The sequence below is a fragment of the Clostridium sp. genome (assembly GCF_029267215.1).
Classification (GTDB): Bacteria; Bacillota; Clostridia; order Clostridiales; family Clostridiaceae; genus Sarcina.
The window spans coordinates 106900-121697 of record NZ_JARIDH010000042.1 but is presented as its reverse complement, the minus strand read 5'-3'; the positions used below and the strand labels follow the sequence as shown (position 1 = coordinate 121697).

At 29.4% G+C, this 14798-nt stretch carries 19 protein-coding genes; 17 read left to right on the top strand and 2 right to left on the bottom strand.

The annotated features are described in order from the left end of the window. Positions 1-11 precede the first annotated feature (11 nt). From Q1K13_RS07465 to Q1K13_RS07405, 13 genes are all read left to right on the top strand, one after another. Positions 12-590, top strand: coding sequence for an electron transport complex protein RnfA (locus Q1K13_RS07465; RefSeq protein ID WP_300349001.1), 579 nt, complete (start codon positions 12-14; stop codon positions 588-590). A 17-nt stretch (positions 591-607) separates the two neighbouring features. Then, on the top strand, positions 608-1411 hold the full coding sequence (locus Q1K13_RS07460) for an RnfABCDGE type electron transport complex subunit B (protein WP_300349000.1): 804 nt from the start codon (positions 608-610) through the stop codon (positions 1409-1411). Positions 1412-1512: 101 nt separating this feature from the next. Continuing rightward, the gene (locus tag Q1K13_RS07455; RefSeq protein WP_300348997.1) at positions 1513-2013 is read left to right on the top strand and encodes a deoxycytidylate deaminase; all 501 of its coding nucleotides are present in this window, start codon (positions 1513-1515) and stop codon (positions 2011-2013) included. A 169-nt stretch (positions 2014-2182) separates the two neighbouring features. Beyond that, positions 2183-2647 carry a MarR family winged helix-turn-helix transcriptional regulator gene (locus Q1K13_RS07450; protein ID WP_300348994.1) on the top strand — a complete coding sequence of 155 codons (465 nt, stop codon included), beginning with the start codon at positions 2183-2185 and terminating at the stop codon, positions 2645-2647. Between the two features lie 2 nt (positions 2648-2649). Further along, complete coding sequence (locus Q1K13_RS07445; protein WP_300348991.1) at positions 2650-3624, top strand: beta-ketoacyl-ACP synthase III; 975 nt, start codon at positions 2650-2652, stop codon at positions 3622-3624. Positions 3625-3685: 61 nt separating this feature from the next. After that, a complete protein-coding gene (gene fabD, locus Q1K13_RS07440) occupies positions 3686-4630 on the top strand; it encodes an ACP S-malonyltransferase (protein ID WP_300348988.1) in 945 nt (314 codons plus the stop codon). Between the two features lie 3 nt (positions 4631-4633). After that, the gene (fabG, locus tag Q1K13_RS07435; protein WP_300348985.1) at positions 4634-5374 is read left to right on the top strand and encodes a 3-oxoacyl-[acyl-carrier-protein] reductase; all 741 of its coding nucleotides are present in this window, start codon (positions 4634-4636) and stop codon (positions 5372-5374) included. Positions 5375-5385: 11 nt separating this feature from the next. After that, entirely contained in the window at positions 5386-6627 is a 1242-nt protein-coding gene (gene fabF, locus Q1K13_RS07430) for a beta-ketoacyl-ACP synthase II (RefSeq protein ID WP_300348982.1), read from the top strand. A gap of 11 nt (positions 6628-6638) precedes the next feature. After that, positions 6639-7136 carry an acetyl-CoA carboxylase biotin carboxyl carrier protein gene (gene accB, locus Q1K13_RS07425; RefSeq protein WP_300348980.1) on the top strand — a complete coding sequence of 166 codons (498 nt, stop codon included), beginning with the start codon at positions 6639-6641 and terminating at the stop codon, positions 7134-7136. Positions 7137-7138: 2 nt separating this feature from the next. Then, positions 7139-7558 (top strand): 3-hydroxyacyl-ACP dehydratase FabZ, encoded by a 420-nt coding sequence (gene fabZ / locus Q1K13_RS07420; protein ID WP_300348978.1) that lies wholly within the window; start codon positions 7139-7141, stop codon positions 7556-7558. Between the two features lie 11 nt (positions 7559-7569). Continuing rightward, complete coding sequence (locus tag Q1K13_RS07415) at positions 7570-8922, top strand: acetyl-CoA carboxylase biotin carboxylase subunit (RefSeq protein ID WP_300348975.1); 1353 nt, start codon at positions 7570-7572, stop codon at positions 8920-8922. Beyond that, positions 8915-9793 (top strand): acetyl-CoA carboxylase, carboxyltransferase subunit beta, encoded by an 879-nt coding sequence (accD, locus tag Q1K13_RS07410; RefSeq protein WP_300348972.1) that lies wholly within the window; start codon positions 8915-8917, stop codon positions 9791-9793. The genes Q1K13_RS07415 and accD overlap by 8 nt, the downstream gene beginning before the upstream one ends. Further along, a complete protein-coding gene (locus tag Q1K13_RS07405) occupies positions 9786-10601 on the top strand; it encodes an acetyl-CoA carboxylase carboxyltransferase subunit alpha (protein WP_300348970.1) in 816 nt (271 codons plus the stop codon). The genes accD and Q1K13_RS07405 overlap by 8 nt, the downstream gene beginning before the upstream one ends. 59 nt (positions 10602-10660) lie before the next feature. Here Q1K13_RS07405 and Q1K13_RS07400 read toward each other — a convergent pair whose 3' ends face one another. Next, entirely contained in the window at positions 10661-11050 is a 390-nt protein-coding gene (locus Q1K13_RS07400; RefSeq protein WP_300348967.1) for a PadR family transcriptional regulator, read from the bottom strand. Between the two features lie 125 nt (positions 11051-11175). Here Q1K13_RS07400 and Q1K13_RS07395 point away from each other — a divergent pair, with 125 nt between their 5' ends. Then, positions 11176-11388, top strand: a complete 213-nt coding sequence (locus Q1K13_RS07395; protein WP_300348965.1) for a hypothetical protein — start codon at positions 11176-11178, stop codon at positions 11386-11388. A 62-nt stretch (positions 11389-11450) separates the two neighbouring features. Here Q1K13_RS07395 and Q1K13_RS07390 read toward each other — a convergent pair whose 3' ends face one another. Beyond that, the gene (locus tag Q1K13_RS07390; protein ID WP_300348962.1) at positions 11451-12269 is read right to left on the bottom strand and encodes a TIM barrel protein; all 819 of its coding nucleotides are present in this window, start codon (positions 12267-12269) and stop codon (positions 11451-11453) included. Between the two features lie 215 nt (positions 12270-12484). Here Q1K13_RS07390 and Q1K13_RS07385 point away from each other — a divergent pair, with 215 nt between their 5' ends. From Q1K13_RS07385 to Q1K13_RS07375, 3 genes are all read left to right on the top strand, one after another. Then, positions 12485-13195, top strand: coding sequence for a pseudouridine synthase (locus Q1K13_RS07385; RefSeq protein WP_300348959.1), 711 nt, complete (start codon positions 12485-12487; stop codon positions 13193-13195). Positions 13196-13200: 5 nt separating this feature from the next. Then, positions 13201-13749 carry a tRNA 5-(aminomethyl)-2-thiouridylate-methyltransferase MnmM gene (gene mnmM / locus Q1K13_RS07380; RefSeq protein ID WP_300348956.1) on the top strand — a complete coding sequence of 183 codons (549 nt, stop codon included), beginning with the start codon at positions 13201-13203 and terminating at the stop codon, positions 13747-13749. A 137-nt stretch (positions 13750-13886) separates the two neighbouring features. After that, the gene (locus tag Q1K13_RS07375; RefSeq protein ID WP_300348953.1) at positions 13887-14762 is read left to right on the top strand and encodes a MurR/RpiR family transcriptional regulator; all 876 of its coding nucleotides are present in this window, start codon (positions 13887-13889) and stop codon (positions 14760-14762) included. Positions 14763-14798: the final 36 nt, after the last annotated feature.

Genomic DNA, 14798 nt, shown 5'->3' with positions numbered 1-14798 from the left:
AGGTGAAATAAATGAAGGAATTATTTCTTATTTTTATTGGAGCAATGTTTGTAAATAATTTTGTATTATCAAAATTCTTAGGAATTTGTTCATTTATAGGTGTATCTAAAAAGAAGGAGGCTGCAGTAGGTATGGGATTTGCAGTTACCTTTGTAATGATTTTAGCAAGTGCTATATCTTGGCTTGTTTATAACTTGGTTTTAGATAAATTAGGTATAACTTATTTAAAAACCATAGTATTTGTACTTGTTATAGCATCTTTAGTTCAATTTGTTGAGATGGTTGTAAAGAAATATAGCCCAAGTCTTTATAAAGCTTTAGGTATATTTCTTCCTTTAATAACAACAAACTGTGCAGTTTTAGGTATGGCCGTTACAAATGTTGAAGAAGGATATACATTTATTCAATCGTTAGTCCATGCCTTAGGGGCTTCTGGCGGATTTATGCTTGCAATTGTATTAATGTCATTTTTAAGAGAAAAAATAGGTGATAATGAAGAAATTCATCCATATTTTAGAGGATTACCAATAACTCTTTTTACGGCAGCACTTATGTCTATAGCATTTTTAGGATTCCAAGGACTTATATAGATTAGGAGGAGAGTTATATGGATTTTATAAGTATTTTATATTCAATTTTTATTTTGGGGATTTTAGGTTTTTTGTTTGGAATTCTTTTAGGATTTGCCTCTAAAAAATTTGAAGTTCAAGTTGATGAAAAAATTCCAAAAATAAGAGAAATATTACCTGGTGCAAACTGTGGAGGGTGTGGATATCCAGGATGCGATGCATACGCTACAGCTGTTGTTGAAGATGGGGCAGATGCAACTTTGTGTGGAGTTGGTGGGCCAAGCGTAGCTAAGGCTATAGGAGAAGTTTTAGGAGTTAAAGTAAAAGAAGTTGAAAAAAATGTTGCATATGTAAAATGTAATGGAGATTGTAATAAAAAGAAGATTGTTCTTAATCTTCCATCTGGAATTAGCTGTGATGAAGCTAAGGAATTCATATCTAATAATGAAGTAGCTGGATGTAATTATGGATGTTTTGGATTAGGAAAATGTGCTTTTGTATGTAAGTTTGGAGCTATTAAAATTGAGGATGGATTAGCAAAAGTTGATGAATCAAAATGTGTAGGTTGCAAAGCCTGTGTAAATGCTTGTCCACAAAATCTAATAAGTATTATAAAAGATAATAACAAAGTTACCATCAAATGTAATTCAAATGATGCTGGAAAATTAGTAAATCAAAACTGCTCAACAGGATGTATAGGATGTAAAATATGTGAGAAAAATTGCCCAAATGAAGCAATTAAAGTTGAAAATTTCCTTGCAAAAATTGATTATGAAAAATGTACTTCATGTGGAATTTGTAAAGATAAATGTCCTAAAAAGGTAATAAACATTAGAGAATAGCATAGTATTTTTCATAAATTATCAATAAATGGTTTATATCCCCTTGAAAAAAATATAAAAAACATTTAAATTAGTGTTAAGTTCTTTTTAGGAGGGGTAACATGAAAAGCAAAAGAGAAGATTACATTTCATGGGATGAATATTTCATGGGGATTGCACTTATAAGTGCAAAGAGAAGTAAAGATCCAAATACACAAGTTGGAGCTTGCATTGTAGATGATGATAATAAAATAGTTGGAATTGGATATAATGGCTTTCCTAAAGGGTGTTCAGATGATGAATTACCTTGGGAAAATCAAGGAGGATTCCTAGATACAAAATATGCATATGCATGTCATGCAGAACTTAATGCAATTTTAAATAGTACAGGTAAAAGTGTTAAAAATTGCAGAGTTTATGCTACTTTATTTCCATGTAATGAGTGTGCTAAAGCGATAATTCAGTCTGGAATAAAAGAAGTAATTTATTTATCAGATAAATATAAAGAAACAGATATTGTAAAAGCATCTAAACTTATGTTTGAAAAAGCAAATATAAAGTATAGATATTTAAATAGCAAAAGAGAAAATCTATTAATATCATTTAGACCAGAAGATGTTTAAAATAGTAAGCTCGTAGGATTTTTCTCCTATGAGCTTTTTAAATAAAAAATAGAAGAGTTGACAATTTAAATTGATTATAGTATATTTTGAATATCAAAATATTTGATTTGATATTCAAAATGTTTGAAAATTGATATCTAAATTTTTGATTGTAAGGGAGCGTTTTAAGATGAAACAAAGCGAATTAGTGTTAAACAATGTTTTAGTAAAATTATTTAATAATATTTTAAGAATAGAGGAATTTGCGCTAAAAAGTGCACCTTTTAATGATTTATCTATAACAGAAATGCATACTATAGAAGCTATAGGGATAAATAAATCAAGAACAATGTCAGAGGTTGCACTTGATTTAAATATTACTGTAGGGACATTAACAACGGCTATAAACAAATTAATAAAAAAAGGCTATGTTAATAGAAGAAGAATAGAAGAAGATAGAAGAGTTGTTATGATAGAGCTTACAGAAAGAGGAACTTTAGCTTATAAAGTACATGAAACTTTTCATGAAGAAATGATAGAGCACGTTCTAGAGGAACTGTGTGTTGATGAAGAGGAGGTTTTAATAAGTTCTTTAGAGAAGCTAGATAAGTTCTTTTTAAAGAAGCTAGAACTTATAAAATCAAAGGAGATTTAATAATGAAAAATGCTAAAATGATAGGCTTCGGCTTGTACACACCTGAAAATTTAATAGAAAATGAAAGATTAAAAGAATTTTTAGATACTAGCGATGAGTGGATTAGAAGTAGAACTGGTATAGAAAGAAGATATATTTCAACTGGGGAAAATACATCAGACTTAGCAACGAAAGCTTCTATGAAAGCTTTAGAAGAAGCAGGATTAAATCCAGATGATATAGATGTAATAATATTAGCTACTGTAACACCAGATAATTTTACACCCTCAACAGCTTGTATTGTACAAGATAAATTAAAAGCTAAAAATGCATGGGCTTTCGATATAAATGCAGCTTGCACTGGATTTATATATGCACTTAAGATGGGAAGATCTTTAATAATGTCAGGAGAAGCTAAAAATGCATTGATAATAGGAGCTGAAACTTTATCAAAGTCATTAAATTGGGAAGATAGAGGAAGTTGTGTTTTGTTTGGAGATGGAGCAGGGGCTACGGTTTTAACTTCAACTGAAGATGATTGTGGAATAAGATGTGTAAATGTTAAATCAGATGGATCTAAAGGAGATTCACTTATTATTCAAGGATTACCACTTAATAATCCATTTAAACCTGAGAATGATGTTGTTGAAAATTACATAAAAATGAATGGTAGAGAAATATTTAAATTTGCTACCAAAGTAATGGAAGAAAGTATTTTAGATATATTAGAAAAAGAAAATATTAAAATAGATGATATAGATGCAATAATTCCACACCAAGCAAACTTAAGAATAATAGATTATGTTGGTAAAAAACTAAATATTTCAACAGATAAGTTTGTACTAAACTTAAATAATTATGGTAATACCTCTGGTGCAAGTATTCCAATAGCACTTTGTGAGGCTGTAAGAAGCGGAAAAATAAAAAAAGGCGATAATATAATATTAGTTGGTTTCGGTGGTGGCTTAACTTGGGGAGCTACTTTGGTTAGATTATAATCTGTTTTATTTATAAAATTAATAAGTTTTTAAATCAAAATGGTTTTAGGAGGTATTTTTAATGGCTAAACTAGGATTTTTATTTGCTGGGCAGGGAGCTCAATATGTAGGTATGGGAAAAGAATTCTTTGATAAATTTGATGAAAGTAAAGAAATATTTGAAATAAGTAGTAATGCATTAGGAATAGATATGAAAGAATTATGTTTTAACGATAAAGAAGGATTATTAAATAAAACTGAATTCACTCAACCTGCAATAATAACAACAAATATGGCTATATTATCAGTATTAAAAAAATTAGGAATAAACTCTGATATAAGCTGTGGTTTAAGTCTAGGAGAATACTCTGCACTTATCCATAGTGGTGCTATTAATTTTGAGGATGGAGTAAAACTAGTTAAAAAAAGAGGGAAATTCATGCAAGAAGCTGTTGAAGAAGGAAAAGGTGGCATGGTTGCAGTTTTAAGAATGAATAAAGAACAAGTAGATGAAGTAATAAAAAAAAGTTCTGAATTTGGAATTGTTGAAGGTGCAAACTATAACTCACCTGCTCAGATAGTTATATCTGGAGAATTAAAGGCTTTAGAGAAAGCAATTGAATTTGTAAAAGAGGCTAGAGGAAGAGCTATTAAACTTCCAGTTTCAGCACCATTCCATTGTTCAATGCTACAGCCAGCAGCTGAAAAACTTGAACAAGAATTAGAAAATATTAAAATAAATAAAATAAATGGAACTGTTATGTCTAATGTTAAAGGAGAAGCATACTCAGAGGATGATAGTATAATTGAACTTTTAACTTCTCAAGTAAAAAAATCTGTTTTATTTATAAATGACATACAAAATATGATTGATGCTGGCGTTGATACTTTTATAGAAATAGGGCCTGGTAAAGCATTGAGTGGATTTGTTAAAAAGATAGATAAAAATGTTACAGTTCTTAATGTTGAAGATTTAAATTCATTAGACAAAACATTATCAAAATTAAAAGAGATGGAGGTAATTTAAAATATGTTAAAAGATAAAGTAGCAATAGTAACTGGTGGTACTAGAGGAATTGGAAGAGCAATTGTTTTAAAATTGGCAGATCAAGGAGTTAATATAGTTGTAAACTATAGAAATTCAGATAAAGAAGCAGAGGAATTAAAAGCTATACTTAAAGAAAAGGGAGTAAAAGTTCTAACTGTTAAGTGTGATATAAGTAATTTTGAAGATTCTAAAAATCTTATTGATAAATGTAAAGATGAGTTTGGAAAAATAGATATACTTGTAAACAATGCTGGAATAACAAAAGATACTCTTATTATGAGAATGAAAGAAGAGGATTTTGATAATGTAATAGATGTTAATTTAAAAGGTACATTTAATTGTGCAAAGCATGCTTCTGCCATAATGTTGAAACAAAAGTTTGGTAAGATTATAAACATGACATCTGTTGTTGGAATAACAGGCAATGCAGGCCAGGTTAACTATGCAGCTTCTAAGGCTGGAGTTATAGGGTTAACTAAATCCTTAGCAAGAGAATTAGGAAGTAGAGGAATAACTGTAAATGCAGTAGCACCTGGATTTATAAATACTGATATGACAAAAGGACTATCAGATAAAGTTAAAGAGGAAGCAGCTAAAAATATTCCTTTAAAGAAACTTGGGAATCCAGATGATGTTGCAAACTTAGTAGGATTTTTAGCATCAGATTTATCAAATTATATAACAGGTCAGGTAATTAATGTTGATGGTGGAATGGTAATGTAGGAGGATTTTTTATGGAAAATAGAGTTGTTATAACGGGGATGGGAGCTGTCACTCCTATTGGAAATAATGTAAATGAATTTTGGAATAATGCAAAAAAAGGAGTTTGTGGAATTGATGAGATAACTCTTTTTGATACAACTGATTATAAAGTTAAAATAGCAGGGGAAGTTAAAAATTTTAATGTAGAAGATTTTATTGATAAAAAAGAAGCTAAACGTTTAGATAGATTTACTCATTTTGCACTTGTTGCCACAGAAGAGGCTATTAAAGACGCTAACTTAGATTTGAATGATGAAAATATAGATAGAAATAGAGTTGGTGTTATTATAGGATCTGGAATAGGTGGATATAAAACTTTAGAAAATCAATTTGATGTTTTATTAAATAAAGGACCATCTAGAGTTTCTCCTTTTGCAATTCCTGCTGGAATAATAAACTTAGTTGCTGGAAATATAGCTATTAAATATGGGGCAAAAGGTATATGTGAATCAGTTGTTACAGCCTGTGCAACAGGTATAAGTTCTATAGGAGATGCTTATAGAAATATAAAACATGGTTATTCAGATATAATTATCTCTGGAGGAGCAGAGGCTGCAATAACAAGAGCGTCCATTGCTGGATTTACTAATCTTAAAGCATTAAATACTAATAATATTCCAAATAGAGCTTCAATTCCTTTTGATAAAGAAAGATCTGGATTTGTCATGGGTGAAGGGGCAGGAATATTAATTTTAGAAAGTTTGGAAAGTGCTAAAAAAAGAGGTGCTAAAATTTATGGCGAAATAATAGGTTATGGAGCTACATGCGATGCTTATCATATAACATCACCAGATCCTGAAGGAGAAGGGGCAATGAGATCTTTAGAAAATGCAATTTCAGAAGGAAATATAAATAAGGATGAAGTTTCATACATAAATGCTCATGGAACTAGTACTCCTTTAAATGATAAATTTGAAACAACTGCTATAAAGAGATGTTTTGGAGAAAAAGCATATGATATACCAGTCTCATCAACTAAGTCTATGACAGGACATCTTTTAGGAGCTGCTGGGGCAATAGAATCAGTAATTTGTATAAAAGCTTTAGAAGAAGGATTTATACCACCTACAATAGGCTATAAAGTTAAAGATGAAGAGTGTGATTTAGATTATGTTGTAAATGAAGGTAGAGAAGCTAAGTTAAAATATGTATTAAATAATGCATTAGGTTTTGGTGGTCATAATGCCTCTTTATTATTTAAGAAATGGGATTAGGAGTTGAAAAAATGAATCTTAATGACATAAAAGAGCTTATAGAAAAAATAGATTCTTCTAATATTGCTTATTTTGAAGTTAAAGTAGACAATTCATATATTAAAATGGATAAATCATTAACTAGAAGTTTAAAAGAAGAAAATAAGGTTTCTAAAACTTTAGAAGCAAAAGAAGTTGATAATGAAGAATCCTTAGTTTCTTCTAAAAAATCTAAAGAAGTTTCAGAAGAAGTAAAAGAAGAAATGAAGAAGGTTGTTTCAGAAGAAGATTTATATTTAGTAACTTCTCCAATGGTAGGTACATTTTATGAATCACCAGGTGTTGGAGAACCTAGCTATGTTTCAGTAGGAAGTAAAATATCTTTTGGGGATGTTTTATGTATAATTGAAGCTATGAAGCTTATGAATGAAATTGAAAGTGAAATAGCTGGTGAAATAGTAGAAGTATTAGTTCAAAATGGAAATATGGTTGAATATGGTCAGCCATTATTTAAAGTTAGGAGAGCTTAATTATGATGAATATAAATGAGATAAAGGAAATACTTCCTCATAGATATCCTTTTTTACTTGTAGATAAAGTTGAAGAAATAACAGAGAGTAAGGTTGTTGCATATAAAAATGTAACAGCTAATGAACCTTTTTTTCAAGGTCATTTTCCAAACTATCCTGTTATGCCAGGAGTTTTAATAGTTGAAGCCTTAGCACAAGCTGGTGCAATAGCTCTTCTTAATAAAGAAGAGTTTAAAGGAAAAACTCCATTTTTTGCAGGAATAGATAAGTTAAGATTTAAAAAGCAAGTTTTACCTGGAGATACATTAAGACTTGAAGTTGAAATTATAAAACTTAGAGGAAGCATTGGATTTGGTAAAGCTACAGCTACTGTTGATGGTAAAATCGCTTGTTCTGGAGAAATTATGTTTGCAATAGGTTAGGTGATTTAATTATGTTTAAAAAGATATTAATAGCAAATAGAGGTGAAATAGCAGTTAGAATAATAAGAGCTTGTAGAGAGATGGGAATACTTACTGTTGCTGTTTATTCAGAAATAGATAAGGACGCTCTTCATGTACAATTGGCTGATGAATCTATTTGTATAGGACCTTGGAATTCAAAGGAAAGCTATTTAAATATTCAAAATATATTAAGTGCTTGTGTTTTAACAGGGGCTGAAGCTATTCATCCTGGTTTTGGTTTTTTATCTGAGAATCCAAGATTTGCGAAAATGTGTGAAGAGTGTAATATAGAATTTATAGGACCAAACTGGAGATCTATAGAACTTATGGGAAATAAGGCTATGGCAAGAGAAATAATGAAAAAGGCAAATGTGCCTGTTGTTCCTGGATATGAAGGTGCAATAGAGAGTCCAGAGTTTGCCTTAGAAATTGCTAAGAAAATTGGTTTCCCAGTAATAGTTAAGGCTTCTTCAGGTGGTGGTGGAAAAGGAATAAGAATAGTTAATAGAGAAGAAGATTTTATTTCAAACTATAATACTGCAAAATCAGAAGCTGCGACAAATTTTGGGGATGATAAAATCTATATAGAAAAGTTTGTTGAAAAACCTAAGCATATAGAGGTTCAACTTTTATGTGATAAACATGGAAATGCTGTTCACCTATTTGAAAGAGATTGTTCAGTTCAGAGAAAAAATCAAAAAGTTCTAGAAGAGGCTCCTTCAAGCATATTGACTGAAGAACAAAGAAATAAATTAGGAGAAATAGCAGTAAGAGCCGCCAAGGCTGTTAATTATAATAACGTTGGAACAATAGAGTTTTTATTAGATAAATCAGGGGAATTCTATTTCATGGAAATGAATACTAGAATTCAGGTTGAGCATCCTATAACAGAGATGATAACAGGAATAGATCTTGTTAAAGAACAGATAAGAGTTGCAGCGGGAAGAAAACTTGAAGTTTCACAATCAGACATAAAAATAACAGGTCATTCAATTGAGTGTAGAATAAATGCTGAAGATCCTAAGAAAAACTTTATGCCATGTCCTGGATTAATAAAGGATGTAAATTTTCCTGGTGGCTTTGGAGTGCGTTTAGATACAGCTATATATTCAGGTTATAAAATACCTCACTGTTACGATTCTATGATTGGTAAGTTAATAGTTCATGGTAAAGATAGAAAAGAGGCTATTTCTAAAATGATGAGAGCTTTAGATGAATTTGCTATTGATGGTATAACAAATAACATAGATTATCATTTTTTAATATTAGAACATGAAGAATTTCTTAAAGGAACTTACAATACTTCATTTTTAGCTGAAAAGTTGGTGGATAAGTATGATTAAGAATTTATTAAATAAAAGAAAATATATAATGGTTAGCTCTGTAGATTTAAAAGAAACTGATTTACATTCTGAAGAAAAACCTAATATACCTTCTGGTATGTGGACTAAGTGTGAAAAATGTGGAAAGATATTATATACAGAAGATTTAAAAGAAAATTTTAATGTGTGTAATAATTGCGGAAATCACTTTAAATTAGGTGCTTATGAAAGAATTGAGCATATACTTGATAAGAATAGTTTTATTGAATTTGATAAGGATATGATTGGGAAAAACCCTTTGAATTTTAAAGGATATGATGAAAAAATTAAGGGATATCAAAGAAAAAGTAATATAACAGAAGGTGTTGTAACAGGAGAAGGGAATATAGCAGATAGAAAAGTAGTTATTTGTGTCATGGATTCAAATTTTATGATGGGAAGCATGGGGACAGCTATTGGTGAAAAAATTACTAGAGCCATTGAATATGCTACTAAAAATAGACTTCCTTTAATAATATTTACTTGTTCTGGCGGTGCTAGAATGCAGGAGGGAATATATTCTCTTATGCAAATGGCAAAGGTTAGTGGAGCCATATATAGACATAGCCAAGAAAATTTATTATATATTACTGTGCTAACTAATCCTACCACAGGAGGAGTTACTGCTAGTTTTGCCATGGAAGGTGATATTATACTAAGTGAACCTGGATGTTTAGTTGGATTTGCAGGTAGAAGAGTAATTGAGGGTACAATAAATGAAAAATTACCTGATAATTTTCAAACTGCAGAATTCTTACTTGAAAAAGGATTCATTGATAAAATAGTTGAGAGAAAAGAATTAAAGCAAATTTTAACTTCTCTTTTAAGAATGCATGAGGTGAATTATGAGTAGAGAACTAATAAGAACAGCAGATGCATGGAGTAAAGTAAAAATAGCAAGGGATCCAGGGCGTCCGAATGCTAAATTTTATATTGATGAAATTTTTGATGAATTTATAGAATTGCATGGTGATAGAAACTTTGGTGATGATTCTGCCATAATTGGTGGTATTGCCATGTTAAATAATGTAAGTTTTACTGTTATAGGAATATGTAAAGGAGAGAATACTAAGGAAAATATAAGAAGAAATTTTGGTATGCCTCATCCTGAAGGATATAGAAAAGCTTTAAGACTTATGAAACAAGCAGAAAAATTTAAAAGACCTATAATTTGTTTTGTTGATACACCAGGGGCCTTTTGTGGCATAGGTGCAGAAGAAAGAGGTCAAGGACAGGCGATTGCTCAGAATTTAGTAGAGATGATGGGTCTTAAGGTACCTATATTTTCAATAATTATAGGAGAAGGTGGAAGTGGGGGTGCTTTAGCCTTAGCTGTGGCTGATAAATTGTATATGCTTGAAAATTCGGTATATTCCATTCTTTCTCCAGAAGGTTTTGCATCTATACTATGGAAAGATTCTACTAAAGCCGAAGAGGCTGCAAAAGTTATGAAAATCACAGCACAAGATTTAAAAAGATTTAATATAATAGATAAGATTATAAGAGAACCTAGAGGAGGAGCTCATAAGAATCCTTCTAAGGTAGCTCAAAATATAAAGAAATCTATATTAGATGAACTTTTAGAAATAAAAGGTATAAGCATAGAAGAACTACTAGATAAAAGGTATCATAAGTATAGAGATATTCAGTGTGAAATATAATAATTGTATATATAGATAGAAAAGCTAAGTAAATTTAATTTACTTAGCTTTTTATATATTTAGTTTGTTAGCATTTTAATTAGAATATCTATTATAGATTTATTTTTCTTTAAAGCATCAACATAATCTGCTACATGAAGTTTATAATATTCTTTTCCTTCATCAGTTATTTTATACATTTTTTTTGTTCTTTTATTTATGAAATCATCACCAATCCAGTAGCTTGTTACTAATCCTTTTTGCTCTAAATCATATAAGGTATCGTAAATTGTGCTAGATGATACTGGAAATGGAAGTGGTGCGCTAGAAAACTCATCTCTAAAAGCTTCTAAAACCTTATTTCCGAAAATTTCATGTCCTTTTGAAAGTTCTTTTAATACATAGAAAGAATATAGCTGCTTAGCATTTATAATATTCCTTGGGGCAACCATTCTAGTTCTTTTATTCAAAAGTACCTCACCTCCAATTTTACTTTTTATATTATAAGTATAACCTAAAATCTTACTTAAAGTAATTAACAAATTGTGATTTATTGAATATACTGTACTATACAAAAGAAATGAGGTGAACTATTATGTCAAGAAAATGTTGTTGTGGATGTAATTGTTGCAGAAGAAATTGTGGATGTGGATGCAGAAATAATTGTTGTGGGTATGGTAACTGTGGTGGATACGGTAATTATGGCGGCTTTGGAAACTGCGGTGGATTTGGAAATTGTGGTTTCCCTCTAATATGGTTATATTTATTAGGATGTGGTGGATTCGGAAATGGAGGATATTGCTGCTAATAACATTCATCATATACTAATAGCTTAAAGTTATTTATATAAGATAGGATATTTATCCTATCTTATAATTTTTCATAAGTTTCTTTTAATAATAGAGCATCCTTTTCTAAAAGTGGACTTTCGCATATTATGCAGCCTTTTACTTTATAATCTTTAAGAGCTCTTAAACATTCTACATAATTAAAATCACTTTCTAAAAAGGGAAGATGATTTCTTTCTCCTTTATCTGTGTAATGAATTCCAGACATATGAATATGTAAATCTTCTAAAGCTTCCATTCCTAAGTTATCTTTTATATATTCTAAAATTTCTGCAAAATCTTTATAATCTTTTAAGGCTCCTATTCCTCTTGCATGTATGTGAGAGAAATCTATACATAGTTTGCAAGAAGGAACTTCTTTACATATTTCAACTAGTTCTTGTATATTACCAAATTGTGTTCCTTTTCCTGTTGTTTCTAATCTATAATCAACACCCTCATAAGGTAATTTTTTTAGATTTTTCTTTATTTCTTTTAAAGCCTCTTCTTTTGAAGATTTTAAATAGAAACCTGGATGGAATATTAAACTTCTTCCCCCAACACTTTTTAAAGCTTCAGCTCCTTTTAATATTCTCTCAAGAGATTTTTCTTTTTTTTCCTCTTCTACTGCGTTTAAATTTATAAAATAAGAACCATGTGCTGAAAGATAAAAATCATTTTTTTCTTTAGATTCTATTATCTTATCTCTATTTTTAGCTGTAATATTTACAGATCTAACAAATGGTAATTCCATTGCATCTAATCCTATATTTTTCAAATAATTTATTCCAGTGGCATAATTGAATTTTTGACCTTCTTCACCTATTGGAAGGCCTGAAATTCCAAATAAAAGTTTTTCCATAATATCACCTCTTTTTAAAAGTATAGCAAAATAGTAGGAATTATTCAATGGACATAATTCTTGTATAATATGAATTATTTCCTCTCAAATTTGTTAATATATAGATATATATTTCGCTTTTTAAGAGAAAAAATGCAATAACTTTAAATAAATATTGCATTTTAAAGCATATTTCTTTAAAATTATAGTATAAATTAAGATCTGGAGTGTGTAAAATGGAAGAAAGATTGCAAAAATATATGGCTAGATGTGGCGTTGCATCAAGAAGAAAATGTGAAGAGATAATTTTAAGTGGAAAAGTAAAAGTTAATGATGAAGTTATTGATTCACTTGGCACTAAGGTTGATCCAGAAATAGATGTTGTAACTTTTAATAATAAAGTTATAAAGCCAGAAGAAAATAAAGTTTACATAATGCTTAATAAACCAGAGGGATATGTAACAACAAACAAAGATGAGAAAAATAGAAAGACTATTTTAGATATAGTTAAGGTTAATGAAAGAATATACCCAATAGGAAGACTTGATTATGATAGTTCAGGACTTCTTTTATTAACTAATGATGGTGATGTTTATAATAAAATAATACACCCGAGAGTTAATTTGAACAAGGAATACATAGCTTTAGTAAAAGGTGTATTCACAGAAGATGAGATGAAAAAGTTCAGATCAGGTGTTGATATAGGAGATTATAAGACAGCAGATTGTGAAATTGAAATTTTAGATAAATATACTAATAGTTCAAAAGTTAAAATAATAATCCATGAAGGAAAGAATAGACAGATAAGAAGAATGTGTGCAGCTTTCAATCATGAGGTTGTTTCTCTTAAAAGAGAGCGTATAGGAAAATTAAATCTTAAGAATCTTAAGAAAGGAGAATGGAGATATTTAACCCCTGAAGAAGTTAAATATATAAAATCTCTATAATATATATGTTTAAATATGTAACAGATGTAAGTAATATTTATCATAATATAATTACTACATTTATAGAAGAAAAGAAGGTTGCAATTGATGCAACTTTAGGAAACGGGCATGATTGTGATTTTTTAAGTGATTTATTTGAAAAAGTTTATGCTTTTGATATACAAAAAGAGGCTGTAAATTCATATAATGAAAAAAACAAACGAAATGTTAATGTTATATTAGATTCTCATGAAAATTTCACTACATATATTAAAGAAGATGTTCAATGTATAGTATATAACTTAGGATATCTTCCAGGCAATAATAAACATATTACTACAGTGGCTGAAAGTACATTAAAAAGCATAAATCTAGGGTTAGATTTATTAGATGCTAATGGAATAATGATAATAGCTCTTTATAGTGGACATGAAGAAGGAAAAAGGGAAAAGAATGAAGTTCTTAACCTAGTTGAATCTCTTCCTAAAAACAAATACGGTGTACTTCATACTGAGTTTATAAATAGAGCTAAGAATGCTCCTTCCTTAGTTGTAATTGAAAAAAAGTTTAAATAAGCAATTAAAATTTATATATAATATATAGGAAAAAACTTCTAACTTTAAAAATCTAACTTTTGAAAGTAAATTAAGTTTTTAAAAGTAATATAGGGAATTAAAACAAGTTTAAATAAGATGAGAGAGGATTAAAAAATATGGATGGAAATCAAGATTTAATGAGATTAATTCAAGTTAAGTTTCCAAAACTTAGTAAAGGACAAAAGCTTATAGCTGAATATATATTAAAAAACTACGATAAAGCAGCTTTTATGACTGCTGCTAAGCTTGGTAATAATGTAGGAGTTAGTGAATCAACTGTTGTTAGATTTGCAACTGAATTAGGATTTTCAGGATATCCTAAATTACAAAAAGCATTACAAGAGTTAATAAAAAACAAATTAACTTCAGTTCAGAGATTAGAACTATCAAATGATTTTATAAGTGAAGACAATGCATTAAAAGGAGTTTTGAAGGCTGATATAGAAAATATAAGAGCTACATTAGAAAAAATAAACCATAAAACTTTTGATGAAGTTGTAAATGAAATATTTAAAGCTAATAGAATATATATAATAGGTCTTAGAAGTTCAACAGCCCTTGCCGAGTTTTTAGGTTTTTATTTAAATCTAATACTAGATAATGTAAGAGTAATATCAAATGGTATAAGTGACACATTCGAACAAATGCTTAACTTAGGAGAAGGAGATTTAGTTATAGGTATAGGGTTCCCAAGATATGCCTTAAAAACAATAGATGCCTTAGAATTTGCTAAAAGTAGAAACGCTAAGATTGTTTCTATTACAGATAGTTTAATCTCCCCTTTAGCATCTAAATCAGATCACACACTTATAGCACAAAGTAATATGGCATCCTTTGTTGACTCATTAGTTGCACCACTTAGTGTTATAAATGCTTTAATCATTGCTGTTGGAATAAGAGAAAAAGAGAAGATTACTTCAACATTTAATGAATTAGAAAAAATTTGGAAAGATTATAACGTATATTCATACAATAAAAACAATATAGAATAATACTGATTTATATAATAAATATTAAAACTTACAGAT

What these genes read in the sequence shown, in the direction of transcription:
- Q1K13_RS07465 (WP_300349001.1), top strand. Translation starts at nt 12, where the DNA reads ATGAAGGAATTATTTCTTATTTTTATTGGAGCAATGTTTGTAAATAAT.
- Q1K13_RS07460 (WP_300349000.1), top strand. Translation starts at nt 608, where the DNA reads ATGGATTTTATAAGTATTTTATATTCAATTTTTATTTTGGGGATTTTA.
- Q1K13_RS07455 (WP_300348997.1), top strand. Translation starts at nt 1,513, where the DNA reads ATGAAAAGCAAAAGAGAAGATTACATTTCATGGGATGAATATTTCATG.
- Q1K13_RS07450 (WP_300348994.1), top strand. Translation starts at nt 2,183, where the DNA reads ATGAAACAAAGCGAATTAGTGTTAAACAATGTTTTAGTAAAATTATTT.
- Q1K13_RS07445 (WP_300348991.1), top strand. Translation starts at nt 2,650, where the DNA reads ATGAAAAATGCTAAAATGATAGGCTTCGGCTTGTACACACCTGAAAAT.
- fabD (WP_300348988.1), top strand. Translation starts at nt 3,686, where the DNA reads ATGGCTAAACTAGGATTTTTATTTGCTGGGCAGGGAGCTCAATATGTA.
- fabG (WP_300348985.1), top strand. Translation starts at nt 4,634, where the DNA reads ATGTTAAAAGATAAAGTAGCAATAGTAACTGGTGGTACTAGAGGAATT.
- fabF (WP_300348982.1), top strand. Translation starts at nt 5,386, where the DNA reads ATGGAAAATAGAGTTGTTATAACGGGGATGGGAGCTGTCACTCCTATT.
- accB (WP_300348980.1), top strand. Translation starts at nt 6,639, where the DNA reads ATGAATCTTAATGACATAAAAGAGCTTATAGAAAAAATAGATTCTTCT.
- fabZ (WP_300348978.1), top strand. Translation starts at nt 7,139, where the DNA reads ATGATGAATATAAATGAGATAAAGGAAATACTTCCTCATAGATATCCT.
- Q1K13_RS07415 (WP_300348975.1), top strand. Translation starts at nt 7,570, where the DNA reads ATGTTTAAAAAGATATTAATAGCAAATAGAGGTGAAATAGCAGTTAGA.
- accD (WP_300348972.1), top strand. Translation starts at nt 8,915, where the DNA reads ATGATTAAGAATTTATTAAATAAAAGAAAATATATAATGGTTAGCTCT.
- Q1K13_RS07405 (WP_300348970.1), top strand. Translation starts at nt 9,786, where the DNA reads ATGAGTAGAGAACTAATAAGAACAGCAGATGCATGGAGTAAAGTAAAA.
- Q1K13_RS07395 (WP_300348965.1), top strand. Translation starts at nt 11,176, where the DNA reads ATGTCAAGAAAATGTTGTTGTGGATGTAATTGTTGCAGAAGAAATTGT.
- Q1K13_RS07390 (WP_300348962.1), bottom strand. Translation starts at nt 12,269, where the DNA reads ATGGAAAAACTTTTATTTGGAATTTCAGGCCTTCCAATAGGTGAAGAA.
- Q1K13_RS07385 (WP_300348959.1), top strand. Translation starts at nt 12,485, where the DNA reads ATGGAAGAAAGATTGCAAAAATATATGGCTAGATGTGGCGTTGCATCA.
- mnmM (WP_300348956.1), top strand. Translation starts at nt 13,201, where the DNA reads ATGTTTAAATATGTAACAGATGTAAGTAATATTTATCATAATATAATT.
- Q1K13_RS07375 (WP_300348953.1), top strand. Translation starts at nt 13,887, where the DNA reads ATGGATGGAAATCAAGATTTAATGAGATTAATTCAAGTTAAGTTTCCA.